This is a genomic window from Bradyrhizobium sp. WSM2254, from assembly GCF_000472645.1.
Taxonomy (GTDB): Bacteria; Pseudomonadota; Alphaproteobacteria; order Rhizobiales; family Xanthobacteraceae; genus Bradyrhizobium; species Bradyrhizobium niftali.
On the sequence record NZ_AXAB01000025.1, the window covers coordinates 108,302 to 134,712 of the forward strand.

Annotated in this window: 23 protein-coding genes and 4 pseudogenes; 16 read left to right on the top strand and 11 right to left on the bottom strand. The window is 60.4% G+C overall.

Translation table 11 applies throughout. The features are described from left to right. Positions 1-6 precede the first annotated feature (6 nt). From A3M7_RS44585 to A3M7_RS0119225, 5 genes are all read right to left on the bottom strand, one after another. On the bottom strand, positions 7-1,116 hold the full coding sequence (locus A3M7_RS44585; RefSeq protein ID WP_049823552.1) for an aromatic/alkene monooxygenase hydroxylase subunit beta: 1,110 nt from the start codon (positions 1,114-1,116) through the stop codon (positions 7-9). A 33-nt stretch (positions 1,117-1,149) separates the two neighbouring features. Next, the gene (locus A3M7_RS0119205; protein WP_027545367.1) at positions 1,150-2,208 is read right to left on the bottom strand and encodes an NADH:ubiquinone reductase (Na(+)-transporting) subunit F; all 1,059 of its coding nucleotides are present in this window, start codon (positions 2,206-2,208) and stop codon (positions 1,150-1,152) included. Positions 2,209-2,283: 75 nt separating this feature from the next. After that, complete coding sequence (locus tag A3M7_RS0119210) at positions 2,284-3,948, bottom strand: methane monooxygenase (RefSeq protein ID WP_027545368.1); 1,665 nt, start codon at positions 3,946-3,948, stop codon at positions 2,284-2,286. Between the two features lie 897 nt (positions 3,949-4,845). Further along, positions 4,846-5,607, bottom strand: coding sequence for a hypothetical protein (locus A3M7_RS0119220; protein WP_027545369.1), 762 nt, complete (start codon positions 5,605-5,607; stop codon positions 4,846-4,848). A 2-nt stretch (positions 5,608-5,609) separates the two neighbouring features. After that, a complete protein-coding gene (locus A3M7_RS0119225; protein WP_027545370.1) occupies positions 5,610-6,170 on the bottom strand; it encodes an RNA polymerase sigma factor in 561 nt (186 codons plus the stop codon). Positions 6,171-6,181: 11 nt separating this feature from the next. Here A3M7_RS0119225 and A3M7_RS48680 point away from each other — a divergent pair, with 11 nt between their 5' ends. The 6 genes from A3M7_RS48680 (at position 6,182) to A3M7_RS0119265 (ending at position 12,906) form a co-directional block, all read left to right on the top strand. Continuing rightward, entirely contained in the window at positions 6,182-6,673 is a 492-nt protein-coding gene (locus tag A3M7_RS48680; protein WP_156936933.1) for a hypothetical protein, read from the top strand. 659 nt (positions 6,674-7,332) lie between these two features. Beyond that, positions 7,333-7,647, top strand: coding sequence for a helix-turn-helix domain-containing protein (locus tag A3M7_RS0119240; RefSeq protein WP_027545372.1), 315 nt, complete (start codon positions 7,333-7,335; stop codon positions 7,645-7,647). Further along, positions 7,644-8,888 (top strand): type II toxin-antitoxin system HipA family toxin, encoded by a 1,245-nt coding sequence (locus A3M7_RS0119245; protein ID WP_027545373.1) that lies wholly within the window; start codon positions 7,644-7,646, stop codon positions 8,886-8,888. Before A3M7_RS0119240 ends, A3M7_RS0119245 begins: the two co-directional genes overlap by 4 nt. A gap of 62 nt (positions 8,889-8,950) precedes the next feature. Further along, positions 8,951-9,340 (top strand): hypothetical protein, encoded by a 390-nt coding sequence (locus A3M7_RS51280; protein ID WP_084302299.1) that lies wholly within the window; start codon positions 8,951-8,953, stop codon positions 9,338-9,340. A 182-nt stretch (positions 9,341-9,522) separates the two neighbouring features. Next, positions 9,523-9,975 (top strand): Hsp20 family protein, encoded by a 453-nt coding sequence (locus A3M7_RS0119260; protein WP_027545374.1) that lies wholly within the window; start codon positions 9,523-9,525, stop codon positions 9,973-9,975. A 1,146-nt stretch (positions 9,976-11,121) separates the two neighbouring features. Next, positions 11,122-12,906, top strand: a complete 1,785-nt coding sequence (locus tag A3M7_RS0119265; RefSeq protein WP_245284279.1) for an outer membrane beta-barrel protein — start codon at positions 11,122-11,124, stop codon at positions 12,904-12,906. Positions 12,907-13,058: 152 nt separating this feature from the next. On the opposite strand, the gene A3M7_RS44590 is transcribed toward A3M7_RS0119265, so the two are convergent. Then, entirely contained in the window at positions 13,059-13,382 is a 324-nt protein-coding gene (locus A3M7_RS44590; RefSeq protein WP_049823553.1) for a pseudoazurin, read from the bottom strand. 11 nt (positions 13,383-13,393) lie between these two features. On the opposite strand from A3M7_RS44590, the pseudogene A3M7_RS44595 reads away from it, so the two are divergent. Further along, a pseudogene (locus A3M7_RS44595) lies at positions 13,394-14,275 on the top strand (4Fe-4S dicluster domain-containing protein); the annotation flags it as partial. A 2-nt stretch (positions 14,276-14,277) separates the two neighbouring features. Here A3M7_RS44595 and A3M7_RS51050 read toward each other — a convergent pair. Next, a complete protein-coding gene (locus A3M7_RS51050; RefSeq protein ID WP_256374875.1) occupies positions 14,278-14,409 on the bottom strand; it encodes a hypothetical protein in 132 nt (43 codons plus the stop codon). Between A3M7_RS51050 and A3M7_RS0119280 the strand changes: the two are divergent. The 3 genes and pseudogenes from A3M7_RS0119280 to ccoS form a co-directional block, all read left to right on the top strand. Then, positions 14,372-14,793 (top strand): annotated as a pseudogene (locus A3M7_RS0119280) (FixH family protein). The gene A3M7_RS51050 and the pseudogene A3M7_RS0119280 sit on opposite strands and share 38 nt — an antisense overlap. A 12-nt stretch (positions 14,794-14,805) precedes the next feature. Then, positions 14,806-16,995, top strand: a complete 2,190-nt coding sequence (locus A3M7_RS0119285; protein WP_027545376.1) for a heavy metal translocating P-type ATPase — start codon at positions 14,806-14,808, stop codon at positions 16,993-16,995. Next, a pseudogene (ccoS, locus tag A3M7_RS50565) lies at positions 16,995-17,141 on the top strand (cbb3-type cytochrome oxidase assembly protein CcoS); the annotation flags it as partial. The gene A3M7_RS0119285 and the pseudogene ccoS, both read left to right, overlap by 1 nt. A gap of 614 nt (positions 17,142-17,755) precedes the next feature. Here the strand turns inward: ccoS and A3M7_RS0119295 are convergent. Beyond that, positions 17,756-18,358, bottom strand: a complete 603-nt coding sequence (locus tag A3M7_RS0119295; RefSeq protein WP_027545377.1) for a hypothetical protein — start codon at positions 18,356-18,358, stop codon at positions 17,756-17,758. Positions 18,359-18,437: 79 nt separating this feature from the next. Between A3M7_RS0119295 and A3M7_RS44605 the strand changes: the two genes are divergently transcribed. The 4 genes and pseudogenes from A3M7_RS44605 to A3M7_RS0119315 form a co-directional block, all read left to right on the top strand. Then, complete coding sequence (locus tag A3M7_RS44605; protein ID WP_198033776.1) at positions 18,438-19,073, top strand: helix-turn-helix domain-containing protein; 636 nt, start codon at positions 18,438-18,440, stop codon at positions 19,071-19,073. 211 nt (positions 19,074-19,284) lie between these two features. Further along, a complete protein-coding gene (locus A3M7_RS0119305) occupies positions 19,285-19,467 on the top strand; it encodes a hypothetical protein (protein ID WP_027545378.1) in 183 nt (60 codons plus the stop codon). Between the two features lie 290 nt (positions 19,468-19,757). Next, on the top strand, positions 19,758-20,732 hold the full coding sequence (locus tag A3M7_RS0119310) for an ArdC family protein (RefSeq protein WP_027545379.1): 975 nt from the start codon (positions 19,758-19,760) through the stop codon (positions 20,730-20,732). Positions 20,733-20,834: 102 nt separating this feature from the next. Then, positions 20,835-21,212 (top strand): annotated as a pseudogene (locus A3M7_RS0119315) (ParB/Srx family N-terminal domain-containing protein); the annotation flags it as partial. Positions 21,213-21,350: 138 nt separating this feature from the next. Here the strand turns inward: A3M7_RS0119315 and A3M7_RS0119320 are convergent. The 3 genes from A3M7_RS0119320 to A3M7_RS0119330 all read right to left on the bottom strand — a co-directional run bounded on the left by A3M7_RS0119320 (position 21,351) and on the right by A3M7_RS0119330 (position 22,772). Beyond that, complete coding sequence (locus A3M7_RS0119320) at positions 21,351-21,722, bottom strand: hypothetical protein (RefSeq protein ID WP_245284280.1); 372 nt, start codon at positions 21,720-21,722, stop codon at positions 21,351-21,353. Positions 21,723-21,750: 28 nt separating this feature from the next. Continuing rightward, positions 21,751-22,167, bottom strand: coding sequence for a VirK family protein (locus A3M7_RS46765; RefSeq protein ID WP_371090197.1), 417 nt, complete (start codon positions 22,165-22,167; stop codon positions 21,751-21,753). A gap of 233 nt (positions 22,168-22,400) precedes the next feature. Continuing rightward, entirely contained in the window at positions 22,401-22,772 is a 372-nt protein-coding gene (locus tag A3M7_RS0119330) for a hypothetical protein (RefSeq protein WP_027545383.1), read from the bottom strand. A gap of 329 nt (positions 22,773-23,101) precedes the next feature. On the opposite strand from A3M7_RS0119330, the gene A3M7_RS44610 reads away from it, so the two are divergent. Both A3M7_RS44610 and A3M7_RS0119340 read left to right on the top strand, forming a co-directional pair. Next, positions 23,102-23,845, top strand: a complete 744-nt coding sequence (locus tag A3M7_RS44610) for a hypothetical protein (protein WP_245284281.1) — start codon at positions 23,102-23,104, stop codon at positions 23,843-23,845. Between the two features lie 344 nt (positions 23,846-24,189). Beyond that, positions 24,190-26,301, top strand: coding sequence for a ParB/RepB/Spo0J family partition protein (locus A3M7_RS0119340; protein WP_027545384.1), 2,112 nt, complete (start codon positions 24,190-24,192; stop codon positions 26,299-26,301). The last annotated feature ends 110 nt before the right edge of the window (positions 26,302-26,411 follow it).

Below are 26,411 nucleotides of genomic sequence, written 5' to 3' on the forward strand. Positions count from 1 at the left end.
GCGCGATTATTCGACGGGCTCGGCGACCTGCAGCTCCGGCATCGGAATTTGCGTCGAGAAGACGCCGATCTCCGACACGATCGCCTGCAGGCGGTTGATCGCCGACGCATAAGATTCGGCGAACTGCGCCGATTTCACCCGCGGCTGTGACCAGATGGGTTGCAGATCGAGCGCCGCCTGGGTCGCGATCGGCGAATATTTGTCGAACCAGTCCTGCAGCAGGCGCCGATTGTCCTCACCATGCGCGGGATCGCGCACGAGGGTCGCAAACAGCTCAACCGTATTGGCAAGGTTGCGCTCGTAATCCGCTTCCGCCGCTGAGATGACGAGGGGCGACGAATAGTCGCTCTGTGTCGCCGCGACCTGCATGACGAAACCAGAGCGGAACAACTCGCCGACCAGTGGCTCGAATAGCACGTTGACGATGAAATACTGCTCCAGGAAATCCTCGGCGCCGCGTGCAGATTCCACGAGTTCGCGAGCCTTCTGCCAGATCGAGTTCTCCAGCCAATTGCGCTTGCCGGCGTCGACGTCGAAGCCTTCGATGTCGAGCGCGATCTCGCCGAGATAGAGCGTTAGATCCTGCGCCAGCCGCAGCTTGTAGGACGAGTTGGTCAGGATCGCGTTGTTGACCATTTGGGTATAGCCGTAGCGCTGCGCGCGCATCAGCGTGGTGCCCAGGCCATATTCGGCATGCTTGAAGGCACCCAGATGATCTTGCAGTATTGTCACCCACGCCTTGTCGAAGCGCCTCGGTGCGCCGGCGCGCCGCGCGTTGTCGATTACGTTCTTGATCATGCCGCAGATGGTCGACTGGCGTTGATAGTGCGTCCGTTCCCATTCCTGGTCGGGCGCGCGATAGAAGTGCCAGTCGCTGCTCTTCAGCGCGGTCCACTCCTTCGAGTATGTCGGTGTGCCGTCCCCGAAGGAAATGATCCAATTCTGGAGGAGGTAGCGTTCGGGGTCCGGCTGGACGTCAACGGTGACGTCCTCGTAATGCGTCGCCCGACGCCCCTTTGGCTCGAAATAATTATAGGCTCGGCTATCCGATCCCGGAAAGGTCTTGGCGCCCGCCGCTGCGGACCTCTGCTCCTGCTCCATCACTCGTCCAGACATCGTCTTCTCCCTCTCTCTCTTAGGCATTCGGCCTCATGCTTGGCTGGCGGGCGTGAACTTGTCGGAATACATCCTGGCCGGGTCGATATCGGCCATTTGCAGGATCGGCAGCGCGGCATCGATCATCGGCGGTGGACCGCAGCTATAGGCGTCCGCCTCCTCGATATTCTCCATGTCGAGCAGGTGGCGGCGCAGCACGTCGTGGATGAATCCGGTTTCGCCGTTCCACTCCGAATCCGCTTCGACATGTGACAAGGCGGGAATGAACTTGAAGTCGGGCATCCGCGCTTCAAGGTCGGCGAAGACGTCGAGCGCGAACAGATCCTGCGTTGTCCGGGCGCCGTAGAAGAAGCGAACCGGGCGCGTCTCGCCGCTTGCCGCCTGGTCGAGCAGGATCGACAGCAACGGTGCCATGCCCGATCCGCTGCCGACCAGGATCATCGGCCCGTCGCGCTGCTCGCGACGGAAGCAAGAGCCATAAGGCCCCTTCACCGTGATCGGATCACCGATCTTCGCCTCGCCGATCGCGGTCGAGAAGGCACCGCCGGGATAACGCTTGATGATGAACTCCAGGCGATCGGGCTCACTCGGTGGATTGCCCATCGAATAGGAGCGCGTGATCTCCGCGCCATGAAGCGTCAGGTCCGCAAACTGTCCGGCCCGGAACTTCATCGGCTCGTCTAGGTCGATCGCGATGCGAACGATGTCGTGCGTCAGCGGCTCGACGCTCGCCAGCTTTCCGTTGAACGCCTTGACTGCGATCGAGCGCGACAGCAGGTCCTCGTCATAGTTGAGCAGCTCGACCTCGACGTCGCTATAGACGAGCGTCCGGCACAGCAGGACCTGACCGCTTTCCTTCTCCGGGTCGGAGAGCGCGAAGGTCGAATATTTGAGCATCTCGACATCCCCTTCGTTGAGGATGCATTTGCACGCGGAGCACTGCCCTTCCTTGCAGCCGTGCGGCAGGGTGACGCCCTGGCGGAAGGCTGCGTCGAGGACGGTCTCACCTTCCTCCACTTCCATCTCGACCCCGACCGGCTCGAGGCGCACCTTGTGCACCGCCGGCCTGCGCTGAGGCATTTCCTGTCCCATGATCATTCTCCGTGAGGCAGTCGCAGCGGATGCCGGGGGAGGCGGCGACACCACCTCCCCGGCCGCCGGTGGGGGTCAGATTCGGCGGATCTTGAAACCCTTGCGATAGTCCTCGACATGTTTGGCCCGCGCCTCGGGCTTCAGTTCGCGCAGCGCGAGCAGCGGGCTGCGGATGGTGTGGCCTCGGACATGGTCAAGGGTCCACATGTCCTTCTCCTCGAACGACATGTGCGGCTGAGCAATCAGCGTCTTGCCGTCAGGACGCACGAAGCCCATGTCAACGATGGCGTCGGCGAGATCCCAGCCGTCATAGATTTCTTCCCACTGGCGGCGGCCCGAGAAGCGGCCCATCGCTGGGGTCGGACGGCCCTGATATTCGGCGGCGAACGCTTCCTTGTGGGTCCAACGGTCGACCTCGCTGGCATAGGTGAACAGCTCGCCGTCCACCTCGTCGACGCAGAAGTCCTCGCGGACGACGCATGGCACCAGGCTCGACCAGCAGCGATGCGGATAAACGTAGCCGGTGTCGGCGAAGGTGATGATCTCGCTGCCGGGTTTGGAGAGTTTCTCGTAATTCTCCCACCAGGCGCCGAACTCGTCGTACCAGCCCGGATACTTGGCCTCGAACCATTCGAAATCGCGCTCGGTCTGCGCCTCGATCCGCCAGAAATTCGCCCACCAGCCGGCCGAGATGGCCTGCGCGACCTTGTGGACATAGCCCTTCTTGACGATCGAATCGAACGCCTCATGGACGTCGTCGTGGTGGATCTTGATGCCGTATTTTTCGAGCGGCAGCATATAAGTGCGATAATAGTCCTCGAAGATCCAGCGGTGCCACAGCTCCGCGTAGCTCTCCTTATTCTTGTCGCGATTCTTGGTGCCATATTCGATGATCGTACCGATCATCGCGTCAACGAACATGTGGTTCTGCCAGAAGGAATAACGAATATCGCGTTCCAACAGCAGATGATTATCTGGCTCCTTCAGTACCGACATCAGCATCGAATGGCCGTTGCCGATATGGCGGCTTTCGTCGCTCTGGACCGAGAGGAACACGGTCGGCAACGCGTAGTCGCCGTTGCGTGCGGCCTCCGACGGCATCGCCACAAACAGCGTGTTGGTGAACGCCGTCTCGGCGGCGACTTGGAGATAGATATTCGATGCGGTGATCGCATCACCGGTCAGGAAGGCCTCGCCAAACTGCCGCCCGATCGTCGTCGCAGCGCATTTGCCGAACGCCTTCTCAGTGATGTCGAACCCGGCCGGATCGATATAATTCTCCATGTACCATTTCTTGAGGTTCATCTGGATGGTCGAGTGCCGGAACTCGTCCACCATCTGCATCGTGAAGCCGGTGCGCAGATGATCGCCGGGGGCGAGCTGCCCGAGCGGCGCCATTGCTCGGGCGGCCGAGATCTCGGGGAAGGGGATGATCGCCAGGAACAGCTTCATCCATTCAATCCAGCGCGGCTCGACGTTGCGGAACATGTCGCCGCGCAAGGCTGCGTCGAGCGCGCCATAGACGCGATTGTCCTTCTCTTCCTGCATGGGGAAATAGGAACGCAGCACCTGCTTCATCGGGTCGCGCGGCGCCTTGCTGATCTTGTAGTCGGTCGGGAACGCCATCGCGTCCTGCACATAGGACGGGGTCCAGCCCAGATCGGCGATGAGGCGCGTCGCCTCCCCGATACTGATGCCCTTCTGGCTTGTAATCTTGTTGAGTGTGAGTGCCTCAGTCATCGCTCATCTCCTTTCCCTGGCGCGGCGGGGCTTTTTGCGGTTTGGCTGTGACGACATGGCCCGATCATCAGGCACGGCCACCGCTTGAGTCCGCTCAGCAACATACGTGCCAAGGGGAGAAGTGCTGGATTTCTTGGAATAGGCGGAGCGGGGCGCGTCATCGATGCGACACGCTGCGCAACACTATTGTCCCGTCGGTGACGCAGATCTGTTCCGTCGACGCGCGATGCGGGTCCGCCGATCGTCTTCGGCTCTGCACAGAAACGACCTGTTTCCGTCACCCAAGCGCCTCACCTTCCTGCCTGGCATCAAGCATGGCATTTGCCATCGCTTCACCTCCTCCCATCAGCTCATGCCAGCCTGCATCCCAAGCGAACCGCGCGATGACGAGGTGGCGGCCTCATGTCGGTTACGGTGGTTTTGGGAAATTGGCGAAGCATGAGGTGAACTAAAATCGACTCAAGATGGGAATCTCGCGCCAGTCGGGAGCCGCGGTGCGAACATCTCATTTGAAATTGCAATTTGCTTTCCTTGAGCAATCGCGCGTCGCGCGATCCGAAATCCTGAACCTGGCTCGCCTTACTGAGTAACGACAGGCTTTGATGGAGGCGTTTTGGATGCTTGAGGCGCAAGGATATATCGCAATTTCGGTCATCTATTTGGTCGTCGCCTGGGTTCATTGGCGGTTTTCAAACAAAGCTCACGTTGCGACCGGCCAATCGGCGGCGAACGAATCGAATGAGCAAGGAGCCAGAGAATGAACAAGGAGACCCTGATCATCTGCGCGAGTTACGCTGCCATCGCACTGATCTACTTCGCGATGGCGATTGCTCATGCGGTGGGCATTTAGAAGAAGCGGGCGAGTGAGAGTGCACTCGCCGGCTTGATTGCTAGCTCTCAGGGCTGGATTTTGTCGGTATTGGTTGGCAATGGCGAGCACCGAACGCTGCTCATATATCCGAGTTTCTCGAGGTCGATGGACGAGTTAACGTCGCGATTCAATCTTGGCATCTCGATGACCTTCGATGTGGATGGCATGGCATGAGCCAAAGACAATGTCCGATCCTTCATTCCAGAGGCTTGAGTTTCTTGGATTGCCAGAGGGGAGAACATGATCTGTCCTTCCCGATTGGCAAAGGAAGCCCGCGCGGTCTTGATCTGTAAGGCGATCTCGGAAATCTCATTTTGCCTGTTCTTGAGCTCTGCTGTGACGTCCCTTTGCTGCCTCACAAACGAGGCGACGGCATCTGCTAGTGATTCCGAGCGCGCAGGCTTAAGGGACTGGTTGATCCAGTGCATCTCGGCAACTTCTGCTCGCAACTGGAGCGAGAATTCGATCATCGTAATCGTGCTTACAACGAGCGCGACGCCAGCTATTCCAAACCCTAGACGCAAGCACCATCGCGTCGTGAATAAGCGCGCAATCGAGTCTGCAGCAGCGCCGAACCGCCCATGTGGGTGGAATTCTCCCCGAGGCTTCGGATCGCCCTGAGACTTTCCCGTCAGCTCGCGCAAGGCCTGCGGCATTTCGGGGCGCAGTCCCGCGGCTCGCAGTTCCTCTCGAATGACGGCGTCCGGATAATCGAGAACATCCGTATGATCTTCCGGCGGGTTCGCGTCGAGGCGAGCCAAGATCGTTTCGATCAGCGATTTATTCATGTTTACTCCTCCAGATCAGCGATCTTGGTGCCAGACGGCGGCTTACGGTTGACGCGCAAGTCGTTCGCTCCAAGCTCCAGAATGATGCGGCGCAAGTTCTTCTTGAGCGCGTCCACCTTTTGAGGAGAAACACTCATGGCCTCGGCTATTTCACGCGAGGTTCTGAGGCCTGTGAGCATATGCATCGCCACTTGGTTGGCCCCCGGGTCCTGTTGTTCGATGAGTTGCGAAAGACTCGTGATCGACAGCGCGTCGTCTTGAGTGGGACGCGCGGGGAAGCGGATCACCGCTTCATCATCGAAATCGAACAACCTTGCGCCTGGTGACCTCATCTGATCGCTGCGAATGCTTCGCATGATGCCGACGAGATAGACGAAGAGCTCATACTTCTTTAAATCAACCGTTCTGGTTGTGAAGCTCCGCGTGATAGCTTCTTGCGCAAGTTGTTCGGCTTCGTGCCGCCTGTTCGCTCGACCGACACTCATCCGATAGGCGACAGCGAGGACTCTTGGATAGAGGTCGTCCCAATCGATGTCGTCCACCCACTCCGGTCGTTTTTGCATTCTTCACCGCCTTGATCGAGGCATTCCAATGCCCGCGCCCCCATCGGGTTGGCGAACAGCTGAATCTCATTCGGGTAGGCGAGCCTGCGGCACGTTTTCATCCCACTCGATCAAATAAATTCAACAACATAAAAAATTTTGCAAAATCAGCGACTTGTTCTTGCAAGACACTGTCGGCGCAACGGGCCGGCGATCTGCAAGCTCGGCTTCAAGGTGTTCAGCTATGGGCTCTTCACGAAGGGCACCGTCAAGGAGACGCTCGGGACGATCAATCAGCCGATGGTCATTGGCGTGTTGCCGTCCAGCCGGGCGACATCGTCAGTGCGGATGATGACGGCGTGATGGTCGTGCCGAAGGCGACCAGCGCCGCGGTCGTGAAAATCGCAGCCGCACGTGACGGGAAGGAAGCGGGAGCCATGAAGGCACTCCTGGACGGTGGCGATATTCTCGAGCTTTCCGGGATGAAACGGGTGCTGTCCGCCAAGAATTGCACTCGGGACTGAGGCCGGGCGCCGCTTTTCGCGCCGACGGCACCGGCAAGCGAGAATTGGCGGTGATGAAGGCGGTCACACGGTTTCCTCCGGTGCAAGAGCATCGCGCATATCCTGCATCACCTGATCGGCTTCGTTTCGCAAAAATCGCCGGCCACGTCATCCTGTTGGATGGCGAGCGTGCTGTCGAAAGCGAGCGAGACGGAAAGCCGTCCCCGCTCTCCTACCGAGCGGGCGCAGGAACTGTCTGGATCAGATCATCCAGCAGACCAGGTTCACTGCGGAAGACCAAACTTGATGCATGGGATCGGAGGCATCGAAGGGCGCTTCAATTCCATCAGTTGCGGTCTTGGAAATGCAGGCCGCTACGGGCGCAGCCGGAAAGATCGACCGAGCGCCAGGGCCTAGTAACCTGGCCAATTGCCAAAGGGTGAATGGCGCTTCGGGTTCCCATCAGCCCCGTGGGTAGCGCCGTGAAGGGGCTCAGAAGCCATCATCACCCTTCCTGGGGCGGGAGAACCACCAGGGAACTGAGAGCATCGGCTCTTCCTGCAAAAGACTCGTTTAGGGATCATTGACGATCCAGAAGATACGTAGACATATCAAATTGACGAAAGTTCCTGTGAACTGTATACGTATCATTTAACTCTTGAATGAATCGAGAACATATCATGTCGCGCGCGCCGGATCCGCTCCTCAAGGACCTTGGCCTGCGCTTTCGCAAGGCGCGCTTGGCCGCTCGCTTGTCGCAGCAGCAAATCGCCCAGCGGGCCAATATCAGCAGGCCTCGCTATCGGGACATCGAAACGGGGGCTGCCGCCGCCCGTGCAACCACACTTGTCAACGTCGCACGCGCACTTGGCATGGAGGTGATGCTGATCCCGCAGGCGATGGTGCCCGCTGTTCAGTCGATGCTCCAGCCTGCGGATAGTGATGATGATCGCCCTGCGTTCACGTCGGATGTCGAAGACGAGGAAGGATCATGAGCGCGACACCCCACGCCGCCGAGCGTATCCAGTCGCTCGATATCTCGTTGAACAATCTTCCGGTCGGCACCCTCGTCCGGACGCCGGGCGACTACAACGCGTTCAACCTCTTGCCTTCTTATCGGAGCTTGAACAACCCGCCGATCTTCAGCCTGTCGCTTCGATCGATCGATGGCGGCCTTCGCAGGGACCCGAAACCGATCCGCGGAGCACTTCCACCGTTCTTTGCAAACCTGCTGCCCGAAGAGAAGCTGCGCGAGGCGATGGAAAAGCACCACGCGGCGTCAGTCAGGCCGGGCAACGATTTCGATCTGCTCGCAGCTCTGGGAACCAATCTGCCCGGCGCGGTGCGCGCGCTGCCAAGTGACGGCATCCCCGTTCCCATTGGTTCGGAAGCGGAGGGCAACAAGAAGGCGCGCTTTTCGCTCGCCGGCGTGCAGATGAAACTGTCGGTCATGAAAAACACGGGAAAGGAAGGCGGGATCACGCTCGCCGTGGACGACGAGCAAGGGCAGTACATCGCGAAATTTCCCTCGCTCACGCACATCGGCCTATCGGAGAACGAATTCGCAATCCTCGCCCTTGCGGAAGCGCTGGGGATGGACGTGCCCGCCCGCGAACTCGTCGACAGATCAGAGTTTGCCGGCATCCCGGAAGAATTCAACACCATGTCCACGGGCAAGGTCCTGCTTGTCCGCCGTTTCGACCGCGAGGCTAGCGGCGCGCGCGTGCACATGGAGGATTTCGCGCAAGTGTTTGGCCGATATCCGTCCGAGAAATACACCGGCGCAGCCTATCACAACATCGCGGCAGCGCTGAACAGCGGCGTCTCCTTCGATGCAGCTATCGAATTTGTGCGACGCCTCGCCCTGACAGCGCTCACCGGCAACGGTGACATGCACCTCAAGAATTGGTCGCTGCTGTATCCCGGAGATGGCCGGACACCAACACTGTCGCCTGTCTATGACGTGCTTTCAACGATTCCCTACATCCCAAAGGACGGCATGGCGCTCAGCCTTGCCGGCGAAAAGTCGTTCAAGGCGCTGACCCAGGAGCGCTGGCGCAATTTTGCAAACCGCAGCCGTCTTCCGGAAGGGGCCGTGGTGACAGCAGTAGCGGAGACTGCGGCGGTGGCGCGCGACAAGTGGTCGGCTCTTCCGGAACGCGATGTTGTGCCTGCGCAGGTCCTCGAGCGGATCGATGCGCATGTCGATGAAATGGCAGCCATCCTCGCGCCTTAAGGTTGGCAGGTCTTGGAAACGCACATCCCCCGATCTTGCCATCGCATAAGGGATGTTGCCGAATGCACTCGCTCACAGATTTTCCGGCCAGGCTTCCGGGCGTCATGCCAATCAAGAGGCGACGGTTCGTTCTCGAAGGCGATCTTCTTTCTGCGGCTGAAGGCGCCGACATTCGCCGGCGCATCACCTCTTGCCCGATCTCCTCATCGAGGTCGGCCCCGGGTTCGATTTTCACCAGCGCCGGCTCGAACACCATTTTGCCGCCGTCTGAACCTTTGTTCAGCATCTTGACCTCGATTACGGCCGCAGCGGCGAAGCTCGTCATGATCTGCATCGCTGCGGCATCCAGAAGCAGCGCCTTGTGCATTGTGATCTCTTGTCATCTCGCGTTGACGGCGTTCGACGATATCCGAGATGTCAAAGCGACCGAGGAGAACGGATGGAGGGGCTAATCAACGCGAGTCCTTGTCGGGAAAAATTCGCGCCGCCCCTTGAAACCTTTTCCGGCCTTCTTAATCTTTTCGGCGTCGCGACCGCGGCGATCGGGATGCTCACGGGGTCCCGCGAATGAGTCCGGCGCCGGACGGTGTCCAGAGCCTGCTCGTACCCATCTTGCTCCAGGGAGGATTTGGCTATGAGGTATGATTGGACTCCCCTCGGGAGGTCCGCCATCGGCTTCGACCGCCTTTTCGACGTTCTCGACGAGGTCCAGCGCACCGCCGAAGAGAGCTATCCCCCTTACAACATCGAACGTCTCGACGAGAACCGTTTCCAGATCGCGGTGGCCCTCGCCGGATTCACGCCGGACGAGGTCGCGCTGACGGTCGAGCAGAACGTCCTGACCCTCGAGGGCCGCAAGAGCGAGAAGGAAGAGAAGACCTACCTGCATCGCGGCATCTCGGCGCGCAATGTCAAGCGCCAGTTCACGCTCGCCGAGCATGTCGAGGTCAAGGGCGCCCGCTTCGAAAACGGTCTGCTCATCATCGAGCTGCAGCGGGAGATCCCCGAGGCGATGAAGCCGCGCCGCATCGCGATCGACGGCATCGCTGCGAGCAACGTCACACAGATCGAATCCCGGTTCGCCTGATCGGTCCCGAAATCGGAAAAATCTGAAATTGCCGCCGCGAGGACCCGCGCGGCGGATGCTGCAACTCGTCCTGGATCGGGAGGCGACCATGCGGCCGACGACCGCGCCCGACGACAACATTGTCGATTTCAACTCTTTCCCTCATCCCGGCGTCGCATTCGAGCACCCGCGGGGTGTAGTCTCACACCCGAGAAGTGCGCCATCCGGGCCTCATGGGCGTCGGATGCGACCGGGATCGGGTCGTGCCCGTCGCTCAGGGCTCCCGAAGGGCTCAAGGCGCCGGTGACCATCGACGAGATCCTGGAAGCGCTCTGCGCGCTGGACGGCCGGCCCGCGGCTATTGCATGCCGGCGTCGCTACCACTGGCCCGGGTGCGGCTGCCTTGTTCTATGATCGATCGAAGCTGCCGTCTGATCCTCGCCGGCAAGACGCCGCCGGTGACATCTATCGGCATGGCGCAGGATAATGATCGACCCACATCGCCGGCGCCCTGATCAGACATTCCCGCTCGCCGAAGCCAGACGGATCTTGCGGCGGCTCGGACGTCCCATACACCTCCAAGGGTGCGAGCTGGCTCAACATGATTGAGATCGAGATCGAGCGTCTTGTGAGGAAAATGCCTCTATCGCTGGATCGATGATCTAACCCATTGCGCCGCGCGATCACCGCTTGGGAACGGCCGAGGGATGCCGGGACGCTCCCGCATCAAATGGATGTTCGCTACAGACAAGGGCCGCGCGAAAATGGGTCGAAGCGCTCCCGGGTCTTCCAAAGAGTCATGGTCACTGTGCAGAGGCACTCCTGCGGTCGGAGACGGGTAGCGGCGTCTCTAGCCGCTTATGTCCGAAAGCAAACGCACGGCTTGTCCGAAGCTCGCCAAGCTATCGCGAACGTGACATTGCGCGCGACAAACCAGAGGCAATCAAGGCCGCTTGGTGCTGGCCTCAATCCTGCAATCGCAAACGCTGCGTGTAAGGCGGCGTAACAGCAACAGGAACACAACGATTTTGGACTGCGATGAGACCCGCTGCCCGTCGCAGGCGGTGAGCTTCGACGCATGTCCATCTCGGTGTGTCGCTGATGCGTGCGCTGTGGCGACATGCCTGAAGCAGATGTCGCACTCGGTCCACGGAAGGACGGGTGCAAATGGCTGTGTGTCATCAGCCTTCGTTCGATGATGACGCACATGATGAGGTGATGATGCGATTTGAAGTTTTTACCTGGGGGGCCGCAACAGCTGCGCTCGTTGCAAGCGGAGCGGTCAATTCAACAGATCTTCAGCCGGCAGCAAAAGTCCCGCCGAAACTGTGGAGCTGGACCGGAGGATATATCGGCGGACACGTTGCCGGCGGCTACGGCCGGACGTCGTTCAGTGATCCCTATGGCCCGTCAATTTACGGCGACGTCGTTGATACGCCTGTATTCCTGGCTGGCGGACAGTTCGGCTACAACTGGCAGCGGGACCGCTGGGTGTTCGGCGTCGAACTGGAGGCGAGCCGTGCCGTCTCGGACGGCACAAACACCTGTCTTGCCTTCTCCAGCGTTGCAGTGATCGCAACCTGCAACGCAGGTCCAAGCGTCCTTGCCACGGGAACCGGTCGTGTGGGTTACGCTTTTGGCCCGCAGGGCCACACGCTGGCCTACGTCAAAGGAGGCGCCGCTTGGCAAAACAATCGCGGTGCGATCGCCAATCACAACGAATTCCGAGACGGGACCTTTGCCGGCTTCCCGCGGCATACGACGCAGTTCGATTATGGTCGTTTCGGCGGGACCGTCGGCATCGGCATTGAGCAGCAGCTCACGCCCGCTTGGTCCGTCAAATTCGAGTACGACTATATGGGGTTTGGCGGCCCTCGTGTGGCGACCCCTCCAACCGTGCAGCGTCCGCCCCTTGCTATCATCCCCGCCAGCACGAGCAGCCTATCCAGCGATTATCACGTTGGTAAGGTCGGCTTGAACTATCATTTTGGCGTCGATCCGACGGCGGAATGGACCGATGCGCCGCTGCACCCGGCAACAGCGACCGCCGTAGCCAAGCCTGTTCTATCGACAGGCGACTGGTCGCTCGAAGGCGGCTCACGGGTCTGGCTCAGCCGGGGAGCTTTCCAATGGGACCACATACATCCGCCCCGGTTTCCAGGAGATGAGAGCGTTCCCACTTCAAGGCTCACCTATCAGGGACTGGACGGAGTGTCCGGCGAGTTGTTCGGACGCCTTGACAGCCCCTGGGGGATATTCCTGAAGGGCAATATCGGCCTCGGGCGCTTCAACAAAGGAAAGCGGAACGACGAAGATTCGAGCATCTTGAACTTAGCCTATGTCAACGCGTTATCAAGTCAGGCGAATGGACGGTTCACGTACTTCACGGTGGACACCGGCTACGATTTTCTGCGCGGCAGCACCTACAAGCTGGGCACATTCGTCGGATGGACCTCCTACGGCCAGAAGTCGGATTCGATAGGTTGCGTGCAGACCGCTTCGACCTCGCCGGCCTGGCCATGCACGGGGCCGTACCAGTGGCAGGGGCAGCTCATCGGCAGTCAAGACACCAATTGGAATGCGCCGCGCATCGGCCTCAGCGCCGAGGCTTTGGTGCTTGAACGCTGGCGCGTGAGCGCCGACGTTGCTTACCTGCCATGGACCGATTTCAGTGGTCGCGACAACCATCTCCTCCGCCCACAGACAACTTTCTACGATCAGCGCGGAGAGGGTGGTGGAGGCCTTCAGGTGGAAGGCGCGCTCTCCTACTTTCTCACCAAGAATGTCAGCATCGGAGTTGGTGGCAGATATTGGTCAATGTGGACCAAGAAGGACAGCGATGCAACCTACAACGCCAATTTGCACGATACCCGAGTTCAGAGCCCTGCGCTTGCGAAATACCGCATGGAGCGATGGGGCACGTTTGTCCAGGCTTCCTACAAATTTGACTGAAAGCCCAGTGGCTCTGCACGGTCATTTTGACCGGTTGCGTGCGGCGGCGATCAGATGTCGTGCGCGACAAGTGGCCGCCCTTCCGGAACGCGATGTCGCGCTGCGGGACCCTGATAGTTGCGAAGGCGCGCGACCGACATACGGGACTTCTCCTACTTGGAGAGGGTCTTGGCGGCTTCCAGTTTCTCGAACAGCGTCGCAAACATCTGCTTGGCCTTGCCGACCTGCGGCACCGCCTTGGCCTGCTCGATGTTGGTCGGCGTGCCGACCACGATCATCGCCACCATGCCCATGGCGTAATGCGGCACGCACTTCACGCCATAGACGCCGGCCTGATCGAATTTCACGCTCGTGTCTTCGCCATTCTTGCCGACGAAGGGAGCCGCACCGTCCGGCAGCATGCCCTTGATGCTCGCGGCATTGTGTCCCTTGTCGGCGGCAACGAATTTGACGGTGTCGCCGGGTTCGATTTTCACCAGCGCCGGCTCAGGCGCCGGCGATCGCCTACATCTGGATCGGCATTCTGACGGCTTCGACCTATCTCCTGGCCGGCCACGCGCGGGAGCAGGTCTGTCTCTACATGTGCCCATGGCCGCGCATCCAGGCCGCGCTCACCGATGAGTGGGCGCTCAACGTCATCTACAAATACGACCGCGGCGAGCCGCGTTGTTCGATGAAGAAGGGAAGAGACCTGCGCGCGCTGGGCGGCGAGAAGATCGGTGAGTGCATCGATTGCAAGCAGTGCGTCGCGGTCTGCCCGACCGGCATCGATGTCCGCAACGGCGCGCAGCTCGGCTGCATCCAGTGCGGCCTCTGCATCGATGCCTGCGATAACGTGATGCAGAGGATCGGCAGGCCGATGCGGCTGATCGGCTACGACAACGACATCAATGTGCAGCGCCGGACATCCGGCAAGACGGAGATCTTCAAGCCGATCCGTGCCCGGACGGTGGTCTATGCGTCGCTGATCACCCTGGTTTGCGCGGTGATGCTGCGTGCACTGCTGACGCGGTCGCTGCTGGACGTCAACGTGCTGCACGACCGCAACCCCGTGGCGGTCAAGCTCAGCGATGGCGCGATCCGCAACGGCTATACGCTGCGCTTCCTCAACAAGCGCGGCTTTGATCGCGTGATTGCCGTCGATGTCGACGGGCCCGCCAATGCGCAAATCTACATCGTCGGCGTCGATTCCGTCACGCCGGACCGGCCGATGATTATCCTCGCACGCGATACCACCACCGAGCTGCGCGTGCTGGTGACTGCACCCTTCGGCGAGAAGGCCGAGAAGACGGCGACGGTGAAATTCCGCATCACCGACATCGGGCTCGGCGAGGTTACCTCCGCCACCGATCATTTTGTCACGCCCTGAGATCAGAGGAAACCGGACATGACAATTTCTTCATCCGCCATACGGCCGATAACCGGGCGCTTCGTCCTGATCGCCGTGGTCTGCTTCTTTGCCGTCGTGATCGGCGTCAACACGGTGATGATGCGTTTTGCCATCGCCACGCTGCCGGGGACCGACGTCGATAGCGCCTATAGTGCGAGCCTGGCTATCAGAAGGAAATCCAGGCCGCGCATCAGCAGAACGGGCGCGATTGGAAGGTCGCTGCGCATATCGAGCGCCAGGCCGACGGGACGGCCCGGCTGATCCTGGATGCAAAGGCGCAGGACGGCGCGCCGCTTGCCGGATTGTCGGTCTTCGGCCGGCTCGAGCGTCCCACTGCTCGCAGAGCCGACCAGCTGCTCGAGATGATCGAGGGCGGCGGCGGCAGCTACCGCGGCATCGCGCATGGCGTTGCAGCGGGACAGTGGGAGCTGGTGATCGAGGCCAACCGGGACGGAAAGCGCCTGTTCCTATCGCGCAATCGTGTGGTCCTGAACTGACGGAGCGCTGCAATGCAGTCGACGATCGATTTTTCGCACTTCCTGAAGAAGTCCGGCTCGAATCTCCTGCGCCTCGATCTCGCAGTCGACGGCATCCGTTGCGCCGCCTGCATGGCCAAGATCGAGCGCAACTTATCGCAGATCCCGGATGTCACCTTGGCGCGAGTCAATCTGACCGATCGGCGCCTGGCGCTGGAGTGGAAGGCGGGCGCGGTGGATCCCGCGCTCTTCGTCGTTCGTCTCGCCGAGCTCGGCTATAAGGCCTATCCGTTCGAGCCGGCGGACGCAGAGACACGCGAAGCCGATCTCGCAAGTGCGCTGCTGCGGCGCCTGGGTGTTGCCGCCTTCGCGGCGATGAATGTGATGATGCTGTCGGTGCCGGTCTGGTCCGGCCATCTCAGTGACATGCTGCGCGAGCAGCGCGACTTCTTTCATTGGCTCTCCGCGCTGATCGTGCTGCCGGCGGCAGCCTATTCGGCCCAGCCGTTCTTTGCGTCGGCCTGGGCGGCGCTGCGTGCGCGCGGTGTCAACATGGATGTGCCGATTTCGATCGGCATCGTCCTGGCACTGGCGATGTCGTTGTTCGAAACGGCGACGCATGCCGAGCACGCCTATTTCGACGCGGCGATCATGCTGATCGCGTTCCTGCTGGCAGGCCGCTATCTCGACCAGAACGTGCGGCGACGCACCCGCGCCTTTGCCGGCAATCTTGCCACGCTGAAGGCGGAGACCGCGACCAAGTTCGTCAACGAGGAAGAGATCCGCACCGTTCCCGTCGCCGCGATCCGCCCCGGTGACATCGTCCTGCTCCGTCCCGGCGAGCGGTCGGCCGTCGACGGCGCTGTCCTCAGCGGCCGCTCCGAGATAGATCAGAGCCTGATCACCGGCGAGACACAGCCAACGACGGCAATCGCCGGAAGTGCGGTCTACGCCGGGGCGCTGGTGCGGTCCGGCGCGCTGCGCGTGCGCGTCTCGGCGGCCTCTGAGGCAACGCTGCTGTCTGAAATATCGCGGCTGCTGGAGAATGCCCTGCAATCGCGTTCGCGCTATCTGCGCCTTGCCGAACGTGCCTCACGACTTTATGCCCCTCTCGTTCACGCCACGGCACTGCTGACGATGATCGGCTGGCTTATCGCAGGCGCCACGCTCCACGATTCAATCGTGATTGCAATCGCTGTCCTCATCATCACCTGTCCCTGCGCGCTTGGCCTCGCCATCCCAGCCGTTCAGACGGTGGCCTCCGGCGCCCTGTTCGGCTCGGGCGTGTTGCTCAATGCAGGTGACGCGATCGAGCGGATCGCTGAGGTCGATCGGGTGATCTTCGATAAGACCGGCACGCTGACTCTGCCTGAACTCGACGTCGCAAATGCCGGTTCAATCCCTGCCGATGTGTTCGATTTGGCCGGCCGCCTGGCGCTCTCGAGCCGGCACCCGGTCGCCGCCGCGGTTGCGCGCGCGGCAGGCGCAAAAGCGCCGCTGCCGGGCATCGCGGAGGTACCGGGGCAGGGCGTTTCCGGCGTGGTCGATGGTGTCGACATCAGGCTGGGGCGGCCGTCCTGGTGCGGCGCCGATGAGGCGGCTAACCAGATTCTCCAGAACGATCCCGAGGCATCCGTCGTCGCGTTTCGACATGGTTTGATGCGCCATGTCTTTGCAGTCCGGCAGCGGATCCGTCCTGATGCGGCGAACACCGTCTCTGCGCTGCAGCGGGTCGGCTTGACTGTCGAGATGCTGTCCGGCGACCGGGAGCCGGCCGTCAGGGCCGCTGCCGAGACGCTCGGCATTTATCATTGGCGTGCCGAGGTGACCCCGGTCGACAAGATCGCCCGCATCGACGAGCTCGCGCGCCATGGCCACAAGGTGCTGATGGTCGGAGACGGTCTGAACGATGCGCCGGCGCTGGCCGGCGCTCACGCCTCGATGTCGCCGGTCACCGCAACGCACCTCAGTCAGTCGGTGGCGCATGCGGTGTTTCTCGGCGAGCGGCTTGCACCCGTGCAAGCCGCAATCGCCATTTCACGCCAGGCGCTGCGGCTGATGCGACAGAACCTCTGGCTCGCGGTGATCTACAACGCGCTCGCCGTTCCGGTCGCCATGGCCGGCCTGGTGACCCCGCTGATCGCCGCGGCCGCGATGTCCACCTCATCGCTGCTCGTCATGCTCAATGCCCTGCGCGCGCGCCGGGAGAGGGAAGCCATCTGATGGAAGTCCTGGTCTATCTGGTTCCGCTTGCGATCATGCTTGGCGGGCTCGGCCTTGCGGCCTTTCTCTGGTCGCTCAAGAACGGCCAGTATGACGATCTCGATGGCGCCGCCTGGCGGGCGATCGCCGACGATGAGCCGGCTGAGACATCCTCCACCTTTGTGGACCCAGCGATGGTCCAGCATCAGCAACGCGGTCGCAATCCCGGCGAAGGCAATCAGCAGGGCCCACCAGGAGGCCTTCGCGGCGAACCGAGCGGGGTTCGGTAAACCGGACGGTCGCCACCGCTCAGCGATTGCCGCCCACCTATCAACAGCAGCTGGAGAAATTGGTCAGCTTATGGGAGGCGCAAGAAGATGTCGGCTTCAGCTGTGAACATGCGGTAGATCGTGAATTTGTCAGATCGATGATGCGTAACACCGTAATCAAAACGACCCGCGAACCCGACTTAAACTACAACCTCACCCCCCTTTTCGCAGAGAAAGATATTCTCATGGCCTCAAGAGCATGGCCTAGCCTCTCCACAATCGTTTCCGAAGTTTCTCGATTAGTTGTGCTCGTCGTAAGACGCGAGCGTCGCCACTACGAACTAATTCGACGAGCTTGGATAACGATTTTAAACCCCAGTCCAATCTTGTTTGCACAAATGCTTGCGTATCGATGAAGACGTAAGGTGTCTCCTCTAAGTCGTTGTCTGCTCCCATCATGGAACTAAGGTCACCTGACACCGCCAGTTCAGAAACGTTAGGATCTCACGAAGCTATAACGTTCCCTTCTCGCGTGAACGCTTCGATGCCTCAAAGTCTCGCCGAAAGATTTTGTTCTCGTAGATCAAGCGCCACGTTGCGGTGGAGCTATCACTGGCCGTGAGACCGAGTTGAATGAAAAGGTTGGAGGTATCGAAATTCGTAAACCACCTCGATTGACCGCCGCGTATACCTGCAACGAAGTAGCCTGATTGAGCGTATATCGATTCACCAAGCCTGTGAACTTGAGCGCCTTTTCCGTATTTGTCTGACAGTAGACTAGCTAGCTCGTCGTAGCGAGCCACCGCCGCACTACCTGCCGGATCTTCGCTGAACGGACGGCTGGTTATAAGGACACGCCAAAGCTTGTCGTTGAACCCAAATGACAGTAAGGCTGCGCTTTGGTCGGCCAGCGCCTTTTCCATCTTCGATGCGAGATAGCTCTTTCCGAAGTCCGTTCCTTCAATTTCTTTGAGTTCGACCCCTTTGGCTTGAACCTCAGCGGAGGAACTTCCCCAAACAAGGCCGATCGGACCATCTGTTGCGGGCGACTGTGCGTGCGTAGGCAAGGCGAGGCACGATGCTGCGAATGCAATCAGGCCAAGAGCATACTTCATAACGCGTCACGATCCTTTACGACTTTGCCAGGTGGTTGAGTAGGCTTGCTCGAATTCTCGGTGAGAGTCGGAAACGGCAGTGGAATTCGCTGCGGTTCGGTCAAAATCCCTGCCCGAAGGCCCGCTGGGCTTGATCGGCGCTTCGACGCGCTTTGCGCGCAATGCTGAAATTTACAGCGAAGACGATCCGGCTGAATACCTCTACCAGGTCATCTCCGGCGCGGTGCGAACCTGTCGCACGCTGGATGACGGCCGTCGCCAGATCGGCAGCTTCTATCTGCCCGGCGATATCTTCGACGTCGAAGCCACCGAGGTGCATCTTGCCTCGGCGGAAGCGATCAGGGAGGCGCATGTCGTGGTCGCCAAACGCAGCGCCGTGATGGCCCGGGCCGAGTACGAAAAGGGTCTTGCCAAACAGCTCTGGACGCTTGCGGTTCGCGAGCTGCAGCGAATGCATGAGCACTCAATGGTGCTGATGAAGAGCGCGGAAGAAAGGGTGGCCGGGTTTCTGCTGGAAATGGCGGGCCGCAATGCCGCCGCTCAGTCGATCGAACTGCCGATGACGCGTCAGGACATCGCCGACTATCTCGGCTTGACGATCGAAACGGTGTCGCGGACCTTCGGCCAACTGGCGCAGTCCGGAACCATCGCCCTGGAAACCTCGCGCCGCATCGTCCTCCGCAACCGCGTGGCGCTGAGCCGGATCAATGCCTGACAATCGAATCTCATTTCGCGAACCCGGCGGGTTGGTTTGTAATTTTGCAGGTTTATAAAATTTGGATTGATTTCAAAGGATATTTTCAAACTGGCAGCGAATCGAAGTTCTGCAGTTTAGGAGCAAATCAAGATCTAAGTGAGCTGGCGCGATTTGCGCGACTCGCGGTATGCCGTTGTCGTCAATCTCCTCACTGCGCAAAAGGAATAAGATGGTTGCAGCTGCCCGTGAATTGCCAGCTTCAGGATATGCGCTCGAAGTAGATGGCCGACTCAAGGCCGAATTTGCGACCAGGGACGGAGCCAAGACGGGTGCCGAAGAGCTGAAGAAGCGTTTTCCCATGCTCCGGATCAGAATCTATGACGCGCAGACAAAGATTCGAGAAGAGGTCTAGGTCCAGGCGCCTGGTCGTTCCATCCGCATTGGATTTGCCGTGCGTCTCCCAGCGGGACCGGGCTGTCGGCTGCGCTGAAACCCCGGCTTGGCCGGGTTTTCACCCATTCGGGCTTCCATCCCTGACGCGAAGGCCGGCGCTCATCTGGGGATCTGGCACCGCCACGTTGCTCCTGCAACAGACTTAACGCGCCTGCAACAAGCATTGAGAGTGAGAGGGCTGGCCGGGTTCGGCAGCGACGGGTTGGAGCTGCGAGAGAGGCTTGCAACGCCCGTCGCGAAAGACCCGCGATGTCCAGACATCCTCGCGCGCGCACCGGCCAGGACCGGGCCACCCTTTATGACGAAATCACCGACAAGATCATCGCCGAGCTTGAGGCCGGCCGCGTGCCCTGGGTTCAACCCTGGGGGACGGAGGCAGCAAAGGCGCCGCTGTCGATGCCAAGGAACGCCGCGTCTGCCCGGCCCTACAGCGGCATCAACGTTCTCATCCTTTGGGGGGCGGTGATCGAGCGCGGTTTTGCCGGGCAAAGCTGGCTGACCTTCCGCCAGGCGCTCGCGCTCGGCGGTCACGTCCGCAAGGGCGAGCGCGGCATAACCGTGGTCTATGCCGACCGCTTCGTGCCGGCAGACGAACGGCGCCGCGCGCGTGAGACGGGCGAGGAGGCGCAGGCCGTTCCATTCCTGAAGCGGTTCACCGTCTTCAACACCGATCAATGCGACGGATTGTCCGCCGACGTCGCGGCCACCGCGCCAATGCCGCCGCCGGGCATGATCGAGCCGCAGGTCGAGGCGCTGATCAAGGCAACCGGCATCGACTTCCGCATCGGCGGCAATCGCGCCTTCTATATGCCGGCAGAAGATTATGTGCAGGTGCCGCCGCCGGCGGCCTATTTCGAACCGATCAATTGGCACCGGACCGCGTTGCATGAGCTCGGCCACGCCAGCGGTCATCCTTCGCGCCTCAACCGCGATCTCGGCGGTTCGTACGGCACACAAAAATACGCGTTCGAGGAATTGATCGCCGAATTGTGCGCAGCGTTTTCCTGCGCTTCACTCGGCATCGTGCCGACCGTGCGGCACGCCGACTATATCGGTTCCTGGCTGGAAGTTTTGCGTGAAGACAACCGCGCGATCGTGCGGGCGGCCTCACAGGCGAGTAAAGCCGCGGATTATCTGCTTGGCTTCCTGCCAGCAGATAGTCCAACCGCTTCGGCCGATTGTGCCGAGGCAGATCGTGCCGAGGCAGATCAGGAGGCGGCGTGAGCGGAGTTGAGCCGCCAGACAGAGGAAGAGGGCGGCGCCGAGCGCCATGACGGGTTGCAGGTCGAGAGAGAGGCTTTCGGCCGCCCGTCGTGGAGAAGAAAAATGACAAAGGCAGTCCAAAAGATCACGCTGTCGCCCTCGCGTGACATTCTCTTCAACAAGCTGGTGCTGAGCCAGTCCAACGTTCGGCGCGTCAAGGCGGGCGTCTCGATCGAGCAGCTTGCCGAGAGCATCGCCCAGCGCACGCTGCTGCAAAGTCTCAATGTCCGCGCCATCGTGGATGCCGCGGGCAACGAGACAGGCATGTTCGAGGTGCCGGCCGGCGGCAGGCGTTACCGTGCTCTCGAGCTCCTGGTCCGGCAGAAGCGCATGTCGTTCTCGGTGAACGGCGATCACGCGCGCCTGGAGCAGGTGTGGGACAATATCGGCCGGTCCGGCTCTGATGAGCCGTACCAAATCCGCCGCACGCTGACCGAGAATCTTCCAATTATCCACCCAGCGCGATATCGGTGAGGCGTGACAACCCGCACCACAGCCCGCCGCGCCCGCGCGCACGCGTCAATCAGGCAGTCTTCGTCGTATGCGTACCTGGGGTCTGAGCAAAGAGCTGAACGCGTCTCAGAAAATTATCGCAGCTAGCGTGCCAAGCGCGCCGAACACCAGCCCGATCAGCGAACCGGCTGTCGGCACGTCTCGAAAGAGCAGAAGCGCCAGAATCGGTTCCACAACTAGAATTGCTCCCACCGATATTGCGACAATGATCCAGATATTCTTGAGATACATGTAGCCGAGTGCGTATCCGCAGACGAGCAGGATACCGCCCACCGATATCAACAGGAACATCGGCAGAAGCGTTGTGAAATGCCCGCCAGCTTTCCCAAACTGCTTTGAGGCAATCAACTCGGCGACTACCGAAAGGGTTTCTCCAAAGAAAATCGCCCCCACCGCCACAATTTTCAATATTGAGCTCATCGCCTGATGCAAAAGCAAGGTGAAAGGTACCTTCTAATATTGGAATTTATCTGGCGCTGCCTTTTACAACTGGAGTCATTATCATTGCGAAGCCATCGCATTGCTCTCGATGTACTCCAACCAGAATTGGAAGGTGCTCGAAGTTGCAATCTCCATCCAATGGTCGACGCTTAAGAGCGCAATTTTGGGCGTTAGGCAGCGCATGATCCGGGCATCCGTGCTCGAGAACTTCATCGCCATGCCGCGGCTCCCGACGCTTGCCGCGGGTGGTTTGATGCGCATTGACGAAGCTGATGCCGTTTTGGCCGGTCACCCTGAAGGCATTGACAACCAGACCGGCCTGCGTTGCCGGACCGGGGTTGCCACCCTCGGCGGTGGTACAGCGGTTCATGTCCAGCATGAGCTTCACATTTTTGCCGCCTGCAGCGATTGAGCACCTCGGCGTATTTCGGCGAGGGCTCATCCGCTCTGGCCATCGAGCTCACGCTCGCCGCCGAAAGCAAGGACAACAGGATCGACAGGCATTTGCCAGCAACCTTCATACACTCTTCTCCGTCGATAAGAATTGCAGATCGCATAACCGCAAGGTTGCAAGACGTCGTGCTCGAAAGCAATTTGGCGGATTCCAGACATCAAGCGCGGTCGCGCTGGCGACAACAACAGCCTGTCGCAAGCGAGCGCAAGTGGTTGTGAAGGCTATTCCGACGTCACAACCTCGTAGGTGGGGTTTGCTAAGGTAGCCGGCCGCATGGGTTCAGCGCGCGATTCATGATCTCTATATGAACCACACCAGAACCAAAAAAGGCAGCTGCGGCTGGAATCGTCATGATGGCGATCGGACCTCTTGAGATGCGCGACGAATAGCCTGCTGGTGACCTTAGTAGTAGGCCGCTCGAAGGTCCTGACCGGCTTGGCATCGCTGGGCTCGACGCCTTTGATCGCGAAGCCCCACACCTGGCCGTTATCGGACTGGGTGACGTAGAGCCCGGTTGGAGCACAGATCCACGCCATTGGTGAGGCACCCATGGTACGCGGCGCGATCATGACCTCGCCATGTCCCGTCAGCATGCGTGCGATTCCGAGTGTGATCAACCCGCCCCATAGAAATGGTCCACGACCTGAGGCCTGTTCAGACAGCCTGAGCTTATGAAGCCATCCCCAAAACGTCCCGGAATCGCGAGCATTGTTGGCTCGGCGGTGCGCCCCGGAAGATTCCGCCCTGGACCGTTCAAGGCAACAGGTCAGGCCAAGCCGAAAGGTGCAGCGTCCGGAATTGTACCCCACCAAAACAGAGAGGCGACGGCATGTTTTGTGTGTGGCAAACTTCTTTGCCAACGTTTGAAAGGACAATTCGTCCACCAGAGCCGCTCGCAGCGCTCACGCTCAGGAGCAGTCGGATGATTACGCCGGTTCGACGAAACTGGAGTCCAAAAGAAATGTTCAATGCTCTGACGCCGGCGATGTTCAGCGCCGAACCGTCGGTTGTGCGCGCACGTTGGAATAAATTGTGGCCTGACCTGTGCACGGAATATGACGCCAGGCATTTGAAAACCGAGCTATCCGTCCGCAATCTGATCGCCACCGATGAAGCTCGGGCGTTCTTTACTGTCTGGGCCGCAGACGAAGAGCGTCACACCGATGGTTTTATCCGCATCATTGAACTTGTCGCCAATGGATCCGAGAGGAATCTCCGAGAGAGGTTGGAGGCTCGACCGCATGATTTCGGTGCGATCAATGACCACCTCGCCGACGAATTCTCTGTGATGGTTATGATCGCATTTGATGAGATGTGCACTTGCCACGCCTATGCCGCAGAGAAGCCGTTCTATACCGAACTTCGCAACGACATCTTCCATCATTGGCTGCGAGAGGTGATTGCCGACGAGGCGGTTCACTCGATGAACGCCGTTAACGTGATCCGCGAACGCTATCGCGACCGCGTTGGAGAAATTGGTGCAATGCTCGATAGGATAATCAGCGGCATTGACGATCTGAGCTATGCTGGCACCTTCCTGCTGGACTATTTCGGCGTCGTATACACGAAGGAATTGCTCGACAAATGCCGCGTCGCGATCCTGAGAAATGTCGAAAAGCCTCTCCCGGCCGTAGAGCGAGACAGATGGAGCCATCGCCCAAATTGAGGTCGACGCCGTGACCCCGTTGCGGAGTAATTCCGGCAATTTAGAACCCGCTCCGATTCCATCGGAATGGAAAAGGCTCTAGACGCTCCTCCTGGCATAGCAGTGCGGATCAGGTCGACCGCCGTGAGTTCGCCACGCTGAAGGCCGCCGAGTGGGACAGAAACTGACAGCAGCTCACACCTTGGTTCCTGCCAGGCGCTGCGGCCGTTTCGGCCAATGCACGCCCGGTGCCGCAGCAGCGGGAGTCAAACCGCAAGAGAGAGAGGAAGAGGGCAGCGTGGAGTGCCCACGACGGGTTGGAAGTCGAGAGAGAGGCTTTCGGCTGCCCGTTGTGGAGAACCGAAATGACGAAGCCAGTCCAAAAGATCACGCTGTCGCCTTCGCGTGACATTCCCTTCAACAAGCTGGTGCTGAGCCAGTCCAACGTTCGGCGCGTCAAGGCGGGTGTCTCGATTGAGCAGCTTGCGGAGAGCATCGCCCAGCGGACGCTTCTACAAAGTCTCAATGTCCGCGCCATCGTCGATTCCGAGGGCAACGAGACAGGCATGTTCGAGGTGCCGGCCGGCGGCAGGCGCTACCGTGCTCTCGAGCTCCTGGTCAAGCAGAAGCGTATGTCCAAGACGCAAGCCGTGCCCTGCGTTGTTCGCGAGGGAGGCATTGCGGAAGACGATTCGATCGCAGAGAACGATGAGCGCGTCGGCCTGCATCCGCTCGATCAGTTTCGCGCATTCCGGACGCTCCGCGACCTCGGCATGAGCGAAGAGGACATTGCCGCGCGGCATTTCGTGGCGGTGGCAATCGTCAAGCAGCGCCTGCGCCTGGCGTCGGTCTCGCCGAAGCTGCATGAGGTCTATGCCGACGACGGCATGACGCTGGAGCAGCTCATGGCGTTCTCGGTGATCGGCGATCATGCGCGCCAGGAGCAGGTCTGGGACAATGTCAGCCGGTCCGGCTATGATGAGCCGTATCAGATCCGCCGCATGCTGACCGAGAACACCGTGCGTGGGTCCGATCGCCGTGCGCAATATGTCGGCATCGACGCCTACGAGCGCGCCGGAGGTCCGGTCCTGCACGATCTGTTCGAGCATGACGACGGAGGCTGGCTCCAGGACGTTGCACTGCTCGATCGTCTTGTCACGGAGAAGCTCAAGCAAGACGCCGAGGCGATCGCCGCAGAGGGGTGGAAGTGGATTGCGGTGGCAGTCGATTTTCCATTCGGCCACACCAGCGGCTTGCGGGAATTGGAGGGAGCGCCGTCGTCGCTCAGCATCGAGGAGCAGGGCACGATCGATGCACTCAATGCCGAGCGTGACAGGCTCGAAGCCGAGTACCAGGATGCTGACGAACTCCCAGAGGAGATCGACCTCCGCCTTGGAGAGATCGAGGCGGCATTGCTCGCGTTCGAGGAGCGGCCAATGATCTACGATCCGGCCGACATCGCCCGCGGCGGAGTCTTCATCAGCATCGATTCCGAGGGACGGCTCTCGGTGGATCGCGGCTACGTCCGGCCGGAGGATGAACAGGCGGTCGTCGATACTGAGCCCGGACAGGGCAGCACAACGATTGAGGGCGAGAATGCCGTTGGTCCGGTGCAGCGTACCGCCATCACCGTCGGTGGCGCGCCAACCGAGCCGGCCGAAGAGAATGAGGACGATGCTGCAAGACCGCTGCCGGACCGTCTGATCACCGAGCTGGCGGCCTATCGAACGCTGGCGTTGCGCGACGCGCTTGCCGAGCATCCCTCGATCACGTTCCTGGCGGTGCTGCACAGTTTCGTGCTCGCAACCTTCTACAGGTTTGCATCATCCGTCAGTTGCCTCGAGATCGCGGTTCACACGCCGACATTTCCGGCCCAGGCTCCGGGATTGAAGGACAGCGCGCCGGCCAAGGCCATCGATACCAGGCACGAAGCCTGGAAAGCGCGGCTCCCGAACGATGCGAAGGAGCTTTGGGATAGGCTCTGCGCATTGGACGGCCATGCGCAAGCAGCCCTGTTCGCCCATTGTGCGTCGTTCTCGGTCAATGCCCTCTATGAACCCGTGAATCGCTACGCCCAGGGGCGGGTATCGGTTGATGGGCTCGCGCGCAGGCTCGGCCAGGCCGACGTGCTGGCGCGGGCGGTCGGGCTCGACATTGTGCAGGCCGGCTGGAGGCCGACCGTCGATAATTATCTCGGCCGCGTCACCAAGCCACGTATTCTGGAGGCGGTGAGGCAAGCCAAGGGCGAAGCCTCCGCAGAACTGATCGACCGTCTGAAGAAGCCCGATATGGCCAGCGAAGCCGAACGCCTTCTCGCGGGCACGGGATGGCTGCCGGAGCCACTGCGCCTCACTGACGCTATCCAATCGCCAGACCACGACGCAGACGCGGGTCCGCTTCCCGAGTTCCTCGCTTGCGGTGAGGAGGGGCGCGGCACCGCAGACGACGTTCAGCCACACGGCATTGCCGCTGAATGAATGTCCGGGCGTAGCGCGGCTATCCCGCCGTGCGCTTCATTCAAACTTGCTTCCGAAGCCCGGCATCGCGCCGGGCTTCTCATTTTGGAATGCGGCTGCGGAGCACAAAG